This window comes from Nostoc sp. C96, assembly GCF_059384975.1.
In genome coordinates this window covers 3,854,622-3,866,164 of sequence record NZ_CM182020.1, presented here as the reverse complement: position 1 = coordinate 3,866,164, position 11,543 = coordinate 3,854,622, and the positions used below count along the sequence as shown (strand labels likewise).

9 protein-coding genes are annotated in these 11,543 nt (G+C 40.2%); 5 read left to right on the top strand and 4 right to left on the bottom strand.

Annotated features, from left to right (window positions below; translation table 11 throughout):
- Nucleotides 1-4 precede the first annotated feature (4 nt).
- The 4 genes from AC504W_RS16435 (at nucleotide 5) to AC504W_RS16420 (ending at nucleotide 4,330) form a co-directional block, all read left to right on the top strand.
- On the top strand, nucleotides 5-391 hold the full coding sequence (locus AC504W_RS16435; RefSeq protein ID WP_494873360.1) for a PEP-CTERM sorting domain-containing protein: 387 nt from the start codon (nucleotides 5-7) through the stop codon (nucleotides 389-391).
- Between the two features lie 306 nt (nucleotides 392-697).
- The gene (locus tag AC504W_RS16430) at nucleotides 698-1,720 is read left to right on the top strand and encodes an NF038130 family PEP-CTERM protein (RefSeq protein WP_494873359.1); all 1,023 of its coding nucleotides are present in this window, start codon (nucleotides 698-700) and stop codon (nucleotides 1,718-1,720) included.
- A 408-nt stretch (nucleotides 1,721-2,128) separates the two neighbouring features.
- Nucleotides 2,129-2,551: a response regulator gene (locus AC504W_RS16425; protein ID WP_494873358.1), complete on the top strand. Its 423-nt coding sequence runs from the start codon at nucleotides 2,129-2,131 to the stop codon at nucleotides 2,549-2,551.
- Nucleotides 2,552-3,283: 732 nt separating this feature from the next.
- Nucleotides 3,284-4,330, top strand: coding sequence for a diguanylate cyclase domain-containing protein (locus AC504W_RS16420; RefSeq protein ID WP_494873357.1), 1,047 nt, complete (start codon nucleotides 3,284-3,286; stop codon nucleotides 4,328-4,330).
- Nucleotides 4,331-4,592: 262 nt separating this feature from the next.
- On the opposite strand, the gene dxs is transcribed toward AC504W_RS16420, so the two are convergent.
- Nucleotides 4,593-6,500 (bottom strand): 1-deoxy-D-xylulose-5-phosphate synthase, encoded by a 1,908-nt coding sequence (gene dxs, locus AC504W_RS16415; protein ID WP_494873356.1) that lies wholly within the window; start codon nucleotides 6,498-6,500, stop codon nucleotides 4,593-4,595.
- Nucleotides 6,501-6,778: 278 nt separating this feature from the next.
- A complete protein-coding gene (locus AC504W_RS16410; RefSeq protein ID WP_494873355.1) occupies nucleotides 6,779-7,468 on the bottom strand; it encodes an S-layer homology domain-containing protein in 690 nt (229 codons plus the stop codon).
- Nucleotides 7,469-7,687: 219 nt separating this feature from the next.
- Here AC504W_RS16410 and AC504W_RS16405 point away from each other — a divergent pair, with 219 nt between their 5' ends.
- On the top strand, nucleotides 7,688-8,557 hold the full coding sequence (locus AC504W_RS16405) for a TauD/TfdA dioxygenase family protein (protein WP_494873354.1): 870 nt from the start codon (nucleotides 7,688-7,690) through the stop codon (nucleotides 8,555-8,557).
- Between the two features lie 111 nt (nucleotides 8,558-8,668).
- On the opposite strand, the gene AC504W_RS16400 is transcribed toward AC504W_RS16405, so the two are convergent.
- Nucleotides 8,669-9,928 carry an alkaline phosphatase PhoX gene (locus tag AC504W_RS16400; RefSeq protein ID WP_494873353.1) on the bottom strand — a complete coding sequence of 420 codons (1,260 nt, stop codon included), beginning with the start codon at nucleotides 9,926-9,928 and terminating at the stop codon, nucleotides 8,669-8,671.
- Between the two features lie 170 nt (nucleotides 9,929-10,098).
- Nucleotides 10,099-11,433 (bottom strand): alpha/beta hydrolase family protein, encoded by a 1,335-nt coding sequence (locus AC504W_RS16395; RefSeq protein ID WP_494873352.1) that lies wholly within the window; start codon nucleotides 11,431-11,433, stop codon nucleotides 10,099-10,101.
- Between the last annotated feature and the right edge of the window lie 110 nt (nucleotides 11,434-11,543).

Here is an 11,543-nt window from a genome sequence, read left to right as displayed (position 1 = left end):
GTGCATGGCAAGTAGTGTGGTAAAAATTAGCGTTTGTGCTTTGTCTTTTGCAGTGATTGGTGCTTTAGGACAGCAACCTCTTTGGGCATTCAGCAATACTTCAATAGCAGAAAATGTAGAAGAGATGAATTTCCAGTCTGAAGCCACTGAAGATGGGAAGAACATTGACAGCACAAATCATTACTACACACCAAGTTTAATTCCTCAACAGCCTAGTACTACTAGTGCGGCTCCGCTATCAACCTACATTCATCCATATAGCAATAGCTGGACAAACCTCAAGAGTGCATCTCCTCGCCCACGCAAAGTGCCAGAATCTTCAGCAGTACTAGGCTTGATGGCGATCATCGGCTGGTTTGGTATACAACACAAGCGGAAAAAAGCTCAGTAAAAAAGCAACTTTTGTAATCAGCGTAATATTAATGACACTAGTTAAATCAGTAATTATGTATAATTGCTGATTTAAATCACAAAATATTAGTCATCTTTTTATTCATAATCTACAACAGCTTTACCCAATTAAGTCTCCCAGTTTCTTAAACTAGGTTGGTGTGCGTAACTACTAAACATGGCTAAAAAGCTGGTAATTTTTTTAACCAGCCGCATTCTTAAAAAGCCAAAGCCTGTAGTCAGGCTAATCCAATTCTAGAAACAAAGACAGTATATAAAATTACCCCAAAACTGGTGGAGACAGTAAATGAAAAGAACTTTCCAAACACTTGTAATTGGTGCCTCATTGGCTGTTGGCGTGAGTGCGATCGCCTCTAACCCAGCACAAGCTACAACTTTTTCTTTTAATAACACCAACGAAATCAATACCTACACAGGTGGCTCAAACGGCCAGTTCATCAAGTCAGACACTACTGCTGCTGTTAAGGCTTTAACAGATAAAGATGCCAGTTCCAACGTTGAACTTTGGTACAGCAGTGAAAATCCTACTGCTAACGTTGGCTTTACTGCAACAAAAGGACAATACAGCGCTACTGTCAGCAGTGTAACTAAAGACGACTGGAATAGTTTTGGTTCCCAATGGCTAGGTGATTTGTTGAATACTTACACTCCATTTAAATCAGTTTGGAATGGGTTTTCATCAACTACCCAATCATTAGTCACCAGCTATTTTCCTTCTTTGGGAATGGGAGATCCCAACATTGGTGGCTTCCAATTCGGTGCAAATGGCGGCGTAGAACTACAATTAGTTGGTCACTTGGATGTTAAGAGTCAGCTTTCTAGTACACTTTCTACCAAGCTGAATGAAGCGTGGAATGGTGGAGTTAAATTACTATTTCCTGGTCAAACAACTCTACCAACCGCTTCACAAGTCCAGACTAAGATTTCATCACTTCAAACATTGTATAATTCGTCTTCAACTCCTGCTGCTACCAAGGCAACACTGCAAGCTCAAATAGCTCAACTAACAACATTTAAAGATGTAATCAGTCTGCAAACAACCTTAAGCCTCTACCAAGGTGTAATCGGTGCTAGTGAAATCGCCAAAGTAGTTACTGGTGGTAAGACTTACTACGCTTACAGCTTTAACTCCACAGCATCTGGTATTACTGCTTCTGATGACGGTGTATCTTACAGTGCTATTTATAATTGGCAAACACCAGGATATGTTTCTTCCACTTCTGTACCAGAACCTTCGGTAGTACTTGGTATGTTAGGTGTAGCTGGAATCGTTGCTACACAACGCAAGTTAAAAAAAGTATCAGGTTGAGACTCTGGTTTTCATCTTAAATAATCAGCCAAGGAGCATAACTTGCTCCTTTTTTTTATAAAAAATTAATCTGTTTTATGTAAAACTACTGTTGCTTATATCACTATATTAAGTCATTTATATAAGTGAAAATACATTAACAGGGATACTAAAAAAGTTAAATTTTATTAAAAAAATTAAATAAGTATAGGGTAAATATTAAGTGTTTATGAAGATTTCTCTATAAACTGCAATCATGCTATTTATTAAATATTAGAAAAAAATTAATTTTTATTTACTATTGTTTGAAACAGCAAAATAGCTTCAAAGTAGAAAAACTTAATTCAACAACACAATAGATTCTTTGTTATTCCATTTATCAGCTTAATAAGTATTTTTTGGAATATTAGTCTTAAATTATATTTCCTAATGACAGCACATTTACTTACTATAAATCAGCAAGTGCATCCACATCAATTAAAAAGGATTTTACTCATTGAAGATAATGATGTAAATAGAATGTTGCTGAGCGATTATCTAGGTTACTGTGGATATCATGTCAAAAGTCTATCAAATGGCGCAGCTTTGTTCTCAACAATAGAAAACTTTCAGCCAGATTTAATGTTACTAGACTTAAAATTACCAGATGTTGATGGTTATTGGCTGCTAGAACAAATCCAACAACATTCATATTTACCAAAGATACCTATTATTGTGGTTTCAGCCTTTGCTTTTAAAGCAGATCAAGAGCGAGCTATAAGTTTAGGCGCTCGTCGTTATCTTGTCAAACCTATAAACTTGACTGCTTTGATGATGACGATTCAAGAAGAGTTGGCTTGTCGCTGCATCTAAAATTTTGAATTTTGACGATTTTTATATTTCAAATTCACATTTTTATTACTTCAAAATATCTAGATTTTTCGTAATTTTACGGAAATTGATTTTTCAATTAGACAAAATCATACATTTTTACGCTACTTTCTGAATATAAATAATACTGTCAAGAACAATATACCCTATAAAAGCTGTTCAGCGTTTTAGCCGAGTATATACGTCAATAATTTTAGATATTGATTATCATAGAATTATTAACCTTTAGATTGAGTTAACAATTCAAGTCATCGCTGAAGTTAGCAAATTGGTGATTTTGACATATTATCACATAAAATCCTAGTTGCTGAGGATGATAATTTCCTCTTGCTTAAACCCCAAAAAAGTTTACAGGAGTTAGGATGTAAGGTTTTAGATATGGCTGATGTTGGAGAGTAAGCTGTAAACCATCTGAGAGATTTTCCTAAAGTTAGTATTATTTAATATCAGATTAATTGAGAAAATCTGTGGTATATGAGCTAATATGTTTCCGCCAAATAAGTTTATCTGTAGAAGACAGGGAACAGAAACAACAAGCTTATCTTAACTGGATTGCTAGATAATCATCTCAATATTATCTCGAAAAATTTTTACATATTCGTATTATATAGCGGTTTCCCATTATAGAAATTCTAACTTATCTCACCACTGTTCTCAGTAAAATATACCTCACTAAAACGAGAAACGCTATATTTAAATAGGTATTTGGTATATATGAAATTACATCAGAAAAACACAAGTGATTCTAGAAAAGATGTTGTAAAATCTTTGGCAGAAACAGAACTGTATATTACTGCCGAAATGGCTATTGAACAGCACAAAATTAACAAACAAATGCAAGAAGAACAGCAACCAATGGTGGCAATTATTAACAGTATGCAACATGCTGTAATTGTCACAGATACTCATGGTTGCATTCAATTTATGAATTTAATGGCTGAAGCACTCACAGGTTGGAACTCAAAAGAGGCTTGTGGGAAAAGTTTAGCAGAAGTTGTGCAATTAATTGACAAAGATATAGAAGAAACAATTGAAAACTTAGCGACACTAACAATAGTAACAGGAGCAATTTTACATTTACCAGATAATTGTGTGTTAGTTGCTAAAAACGGTAGAGAAATACTAGTAGGAGATTATGCTGCACCTGTTCGTGATAGTAATCACAATATTACTGGTGTAGTAATAGTTCTTCAAGAAGTTACCCAACGCAAACTCATAGAGTCACAATTACTCCAAAATGCCTTTTATGATGGACTGACAGCATTACCAAATCGAGCTTTATTTTTAGATCGATTGAAGCAAGCTGTAGAAAGAAGTAAACGCCGAATAGATTACCGTTTTGGAATTTTATTTTTAGATTTAGATGGCTTTCAAGAAATTAACGATCGCTTTGGCCATGCAATGGGCGATGATTTACTAGTAGCGATCGCTCGCAGGCTCGAATCGTGTCTCCGTAGTGGTGATACCGTTGGACGGTTTAGTGGTGATGAGTTTGCGGTGCTGCTAGAAGATATTAAAGATATTAATGATGCTATTAACGTTGCCAAACGAATTCAAGATACTTTAGGCTTACCCTTAACCTTAAATGGAAATCTGATTTCTACCACAGCCAGTATAGGTATTACCATCAATCAAGGTGGTGGAGACCAACCGGAAAAATTACTGCAAAATGCGGATGCAGCTATGTATCATGCAAAACAGCAGGGAAAAGCCCGTTATGCTGTATTTGATGTAATTGTTAAGCATGATAGTCAGGAATAGGCTGGAAAGTCCTTTGGTGTTTGTGTATAAAAAATTGCTATAGCATGATTGGAGATGGAATTGCTGTTACCCTCACAAACCTTCAGATGAAATGGATGAAAATTATAGCAGAATGTAGGAGGAAAAGTCTTACTATTCCTGGCATTCACGCTTTCAAGTTAGTTGTCCTAACATAATATGACTACCGCTATAAAAATATAAAAAAGGGTGGTAATTGCCCACCCTAATTGCAAAGTTGAATTGTGAATTTCACATAACAGATTTAAACCACAGCCGATACTTCCTTCTGAAAATAAGCCTGCATAACTCTTTCAGCAATTTGACGACTAGTTAAACCTAATTCTGCCTTAGATTCTTCTGGGGTAGCGTGTTCAACTAACGTGTCTGGGATACCAATACGCTTCACTGGGACAACAATATCAGCATCAAGTAAAGCTTCAGCCACAGCAGAACCAAAGCCACCCATCACACAACCTTCTTCTAAAGTGACAACCCGGCCAATTTTCTTAGCCAACGGTAAAATCAACTCTGTATCTAAAGGCTTGACAAAACGGGGATTAATCACTGTTGCTTCAATGCCATGTTCGCTGAGAATTTCTGCCGCCTGCATACTGGGGTAAACCATTGTGCCGTAGCCAATGATTAATACATCATCACCATTGCGGAGAATTTCACCCTTACCAATTTCCAAAGGTTCCCAACCTTCTTCCATTAAGGGTACACCGTGACCATTACCACGAGGGAAGCGCATAGCGATCGGGCTACTGGTATGATTAATCCCAGTGACCATCATCTGTTGCAATTCTGCTTCATCCTTCGGTGCCATTAACACGATGTTGGGAATGCAGCGCAAATAAGCAATATCATACATTCCTTGATGGGTGGGGCCATCAGCGCCAACAATTCCCGCCCTGTCTAAACAGAAGAACACAGGCAAGTTTTGAATACAAACATCATGAATAATTTGGTCGTAAGCCCGTTGTAGAAAGGTTGAGTAGATAGCAGCCACAGGACGCATCCCTTCTGATGCTAAACCCGCAGCTAAAGTTACAGCGTGTTGTTCGGCGATGCCAACATCTATATATTGATTAGGTAGTTTAGCTTGTAGCTTGTCTAAACCTGTACCAGTGGCCATTGCTGCTGTAATACCGATGATTTTCGGGTTTTGTTCAGCGAGTTTGACTAAAGTATGGGCAAAGACTTTGGCATAAGCGGGAGGTTTGGGCTTGCTGGAAGGAATGGCTTTGCCAGTTGTTAAATTAAAAGGAGTTTGGGCGTGGTAGCCTACTTGGTCTTGTTCAGCGATTTCATAGCCTTTACCTTTGATTGTGGCTACGTGTACCAAAACTGGCCCTTGTATTTGATGCGCCTGTTGGAAAGTCGCAATCAATTCTTCTAAGTTGTGTCCATCAACTGGCCCCATGTAGGTAAAGCCCAGTTCTTCAAATACCGCCCCCACTTTGGGAACCGCCAAGCGCTTCATTCCCTCTTTAATGCGTCCCAATTCTGGAGACAGAGATTCACCAACGAAAGGAATTTGTTTGAATTGTTCTTCAAAGTTATCTTTGATGAATTGTACTGGCGGGCTAAGGCGCATTTTGTTGAGATAGCGAGGAATCGCACCCACATTGGGAGAAATTGACATCTCGTTATCGTTGAGAACCACTAACAAGTTAGTTTTAGGCATGTGTCCAGCGTGGTTGATGGCTTCCAATGCCATACCACCAGTTAAAGCACCATCACCAATGACAGCAACGGCTTTAAATTTTTCGCCTTTAGCATCTCTGGCTAATGCCATACCCAAGGCGGCGGAGATACTTGTAGAAGCGTGTCCCGCGCCAAAGTGGTCAAACTTGCTTTCGCCGCGCTTGAGATAACCAGCAATTCCTTCTTTTTGTCTGAGAGTATGGAAGTTGGCGTAACGTCCTGTAATCAGTTTGTGGGGATAAGCTTGGTGTCCTACATCCCAAATAACTTTATCCCGATCTAAATCTAATGTTTGGTAAAGCCCTAGAGTTAACTCTACAACACCCAAACCTGGCCCTAGATGACCCCCTGTTGCGGCTACTGTTTGGAGGTGTTTATCGCGGATTTGGCGGGCAATCTGTTGAAGTTGCCGGATAGATAAACCGTGCAACTGATTGGGATGGGTGATTTCACTCAGATGCATATTATAGGGTTTTCCTCTCTAATTTCTACTTCTGGTATTCTGATTTTCCCACGGTCGGGTTGTCCCCATGATTATGGGGAGTTGCAATTCTGTTACATAACCCATTAAGAATTAGAACTTACGTAGTCGAACTCTCTCAGAACTTACTTACAAAGATTGTCTGTGGAAATTGGGTGTAAGAGTTTTGCATACCCATAAGCCTCGGTACCATTGGCAAAACCATTAATTTTTCGTTGAATTGCGTAAATTTTGGGAATATGGGTAAGTTACCTCGGTTACTAAGGGGAAACTGTATTATCAGGCACACTCGGCACTTCTGGTGTATCTGGTAGTTGTCTTTGGCGTTGCAAATATTTACTCAATACGTAAGCCATATCCCCACGAGTCATAGGTTGTAATGGAGAAATATTACCTTGGCTATCTGTGTTGACAAATCCTTCTGAGATTACAGTCGCGATCGCTTTTCTCGCCCAGGTAGGAATTGATGTAGCATCAGGATGAGAGGAGAGAATGTCATTGACTGTACTATCATCAAACTGAAATACGCCGTAAGCTTGAGCAAATATCGCTAAAGCTTCTGCCCTAGTTACTCTTTGGTTGGGAAAAAATAAATTCCCTCGATAGCCTTTCATAATGTCTGTTTTTAAGACTATCTGAATATCGTTAAATGCCCGATTAGAGGCTGGGACATCGGCAATCACAACGTTTTCTTGACTAACAGCTTGTCGTTTATCTATTCGAAAGACTTTCACCATAATTGAGGCTAATTCTGCCCGACTCAGCAATCTTTCAGGATAAAAATTGCCATCGGCAGAATTTGTCATCCATTGGGCTTTAATGACCTGTTGAATGGGATCTGAGCTTGTCTGAGAAGGAGTTTCTGTTGATTGTGCCTGAACACTTAGAGGAAAACTTTGGAGTAGCACAACTAAAGAAATAGCACTAAAGTACTGGCTGATATTTCTCATTATTTTCAGATATTCATTTATGAATACAAAAAACTGTCAAACAATTTTAGATTTTGGATTTTACTCATCAGATGACGACGCAAAATAGTTAAGAAATGTTGCGAAGCTGAGTTGAAGATTACAGTTACCAGTTACCAGCAAACTGTAGCTCACAATAATTTTTTTAGTAAAGCGATATCTGATAAACAAAACAAAAATCATCTAAAAAGGAGTTTGAGAATGCAGCAGCAAACATTTAAGCAACATCCGAGGCTAGGCACGGAAGTATTACAAGGTGGCAATTTAAGGGAACTCACAAACCAACAAAGACAGGAATTTAAACAATCGCTTTGGGAGAATGGGGTAATTGTCGTCAGAAATCAAAACATGACGGCATCACAATTGCAGGAATTTACCAACCATACTTTTGGCGAGTCAGGCTTTAAGTATCTGCCGAAATCTCTAGATCCAGATATTCACCCAGATTTGCAAAGTCCTGGTGTATCTATTTTAGGAAATCCCAAAGAAAGCTCTCCAGAAATCATCGGACAATTTGCTTGGCAATGGCATCATGATAAAGACCATCTGCCCAGAACAGACGGTCTAGATATGAATTCTTTGTATGTGGTGATGTTGTACGGGGTGGAAATACCAGCACAAGGACTGGATGGCAAACCCCACACTACCGAATTTATTGACATGGTAGAAGCTTATCAAAATCTTGAGCCTGGATATCGGCGGCAATTAGAGCAAATGTCCATGTATCATCTGCCGCCCAGAAGTTATAAGCTAGGGTCTGATGTGCCAATGAAAAAGCATCCTATCGTCTCAATTCATAAAGTAACTGGACACAAAGGATTATATCTAGGTTCAGACACATCAATAGCTGTAGGCATGGAAGATGACCTGAGTTTGGCGAAACAGTTTTGGCAAGAACTATTTCAAAGAATTTTAGAATGTACGCCAGTTTACGCTCATGTTTGGCAGCCTGGAGATTTAGTTGTTTGGGATAACTCACAAGTTATGCACGCAGGTATTCCTTATGATGGCAGTAAGTATAAGCGTGTGGCATTACGTGTTGCCGCCGTGGATAAGACCCAAATTGTCTAAAGCTGAAAGCATTTGTGCGAATTGTACTGATATTTTCTACGTGCCTCTGTAAGTTAAATGAATTAGATTTGGCTTACAGAGGCACATGAATTACAGGGTTAAGCGCTAATTTTACCAAGAACCCCAAATCGCAAAAGTAATTCCTGGTGTCTGCATATTTACAAACATAGTTTGTCCATCAGGTGAGAAACAAACTCCAGCAAACTCCGATGTGTTGAGAGCATTCTTCGCAAACTTGTAAAGACTGCCACTGGGAGTGATCCCTAAAATATAATCAGTTCCATCTCCATCTTCACAGAGAAAGATATCTCGATTGGGGAAAACGACAATATTGTCTGGATTATCTAGCACACCAGAATTGTTAGGTTCAATATATAGTTCAACGGTATTGTTAGTGGGTGAATAACGCCAGATTTGCCCATCTCCAGTACTACCCCCACTCTTACAAGTGAAGTAGACATAACCACTGCCATAAAATATGCCTTCCCCACCAGAAAACCTCGCAGCACCGCTGTTATACCCGGCTGTTCTGACAGTATCAGAGGTGGGATCAGGATTAGTAATCTGTACCCAGTTCACCGACCTAGGTGTATTTTTGGGGAAACCTGTAGCTGTGTTGATTCCAGACGACCCTATAATCCTTAAGGCGTATAGTGTGCCGCCAGCACTCAGGTTGTTAATATTATTGGGAACGAAGCGGTAGAACAGTCCATTTGGCTGGTCTTCCGTCATGTAGATATACCCTGTGTTGGGGTCTACAGCAGCAGCTTCGTGATTAAAACGCCCCATAGCGGTTAGGGGAACTGGAGTAACAAAAGTATTGGCGCTACTGGGAACTTCAAACACATAACCATGCTTTTTGCCGTTATTGGTTTCAAAGGTTTCCTCGCAACTTAACCAAGACCCCGAAGGTGTAGGGCCACCAGCACAATTGCGAATGGTTCCCGCTAGGACTCCCCGATGTTCTACCAAGTTGCGAGAAGAATTAACGACCAATTTTGTACAACCACCTCTCGCACTGGTGTTGTACTTGCTACCAGTAGGAGCATTCAAACCATTGCTAGAAGTGGGCGTGAGTTCGTGGTTCCGAATCAGAATTGTATTACCATTGGCTCCAGCAAAGGCGGCCATACCATCGTGTCCCCCAGGAACTGTATAGCCGTCGGTCATGGTTTGCCCTGTTTCTGATAATCTCCTGTAAGAGAATCCCGCGGGTAAATCTAGGACACCTAGAGGATCGGTTTGCAAAGCACCGTAAGGCCCGGCCGCCAAAGTGCGTTTAGCGTAAAAAGCTTGTAATGGTGATAAGAGAACTGCACCAGCTGTTCCGGTTCCAGCTAGGGTAAAAAATTTCCGCCTTGATAAAGTCACTATGTTCTCCTGAATTTAGGTACAATTTGCTGACCGCTTAATTGCTAGTCGTTATTCAGAAGTTTTAAGTGATTAATGTTAAGAGACTGCTAAGATAACCTTATAAAAGCCATATAAAATCTAGTTAAAAACTATCATCCCGCCTGTTATCAGATGATAGTTTTTAAGATTTAGACGGTGACGAAATAGTTGGCGCTCAGGCTGAGGTTGGTAGAGCCTTGAATGATAGCCACTAGTTCCAGACTACTTTCATTCAGGAATAGGGCTGTACCTGTAGGTAAACCAGTCGGTACAGATCCCAAGCTATAGCTAGATCTCGCGCCAGATAATTGGATGGTGTCTTCTAAAGTATTGAAATCAGTAATTAGGGCATAGTCGCCTAGACCGGAAGTGCTGGTATTCCCATCGCTGTAGAAGACACCTGTAGTAGTACCGACAACAAAGCGATCGCTCCCCACACTCCCAGTCAAGCGGTCAATTTCACCAAAACCCCTACTTACTGCGGCATCTGCGCCGGTGAGTATGTCGTTTCCGTCGTCACCAAATAAGCGATCGCTCCCAGCCCCACCAAAGACAGAATCGTTACCGCGTCCACCATTGAGGCGATCGCTCCCACTCTCCCCATAAAGCAAATCATTGCCGTCTCCGCCTGTAATCCGGTCATTGCCAGCATTGCCCCGAATGGTATCATTCGCTGCACCACCCGACAGAACATCATTACCAGTAGTACCTAGAAGATTGAGTGCAACAATTACCTTGTTATTTTTGGTACTGTTATAGTTCTCACCCAAAAACCCTGCATTCAGTACTGTATTTAAGTTGAGGAGAGTGCCGTTAGATTGAGTAAAGCTATTGCCTTGAAGTAACTGTGTATACAAAGTGTGGGCATAGCTATGATTACCCAAAAAACTAATTTGTCCTGGTTGGAAAAGATCATTCCAGTTGATATACAGGTCTAAGGTGGCTAACCGCGCATCATAACCGAGGGTTTCACTGGTATGTATGGCTGTCACACGAGTCGCGTCTGTGGGATCTAGGCGATCGCCTGTTGCTGCACCTTCAAATTCTGGCCCGGCTGGATCTAGTCCAACAATTTGCCCAATAGAACGCCCAGTAGAAGCACGATAAGCAGAGCCAGCAAACCCGGCTACGTGCGCTCCTAAACTATGCCCGATAAGGTTGATATCAGTTGCATCTACGCCGCTATTTCTTAAGTAAGTAGCTAACTGATTACCTACATCTCGTGTGTTGGCCGCAGCAGTTGGATAATATAAAGAACTAGCGCCTGCTTCCCAATCTACGAGAATGATGTTTGCATTCGACTCGCGCTGTCGAATGGTTTGGGCAATGTTTACTACCCAATCTGCGGGTATATAGTTATTACCAGCGTTACCAGCAGTGCTTTGATAGCCATGAATAATCGTGTATGTCGGTGCATCGGTATTAATACTTCCTGAACGGTTAATAGCACCGTTACCCCAAATATTAAAACTAACTTGAACCATAGGAAAAATGTCTGTTTTTTGGGAATAAATTTTTTGGCAGCAAAAATTCATTTACTTAATTGCGGAGATATCTGCAATCAAGTAAATGTCAGATTAAAAATTATTTGGTG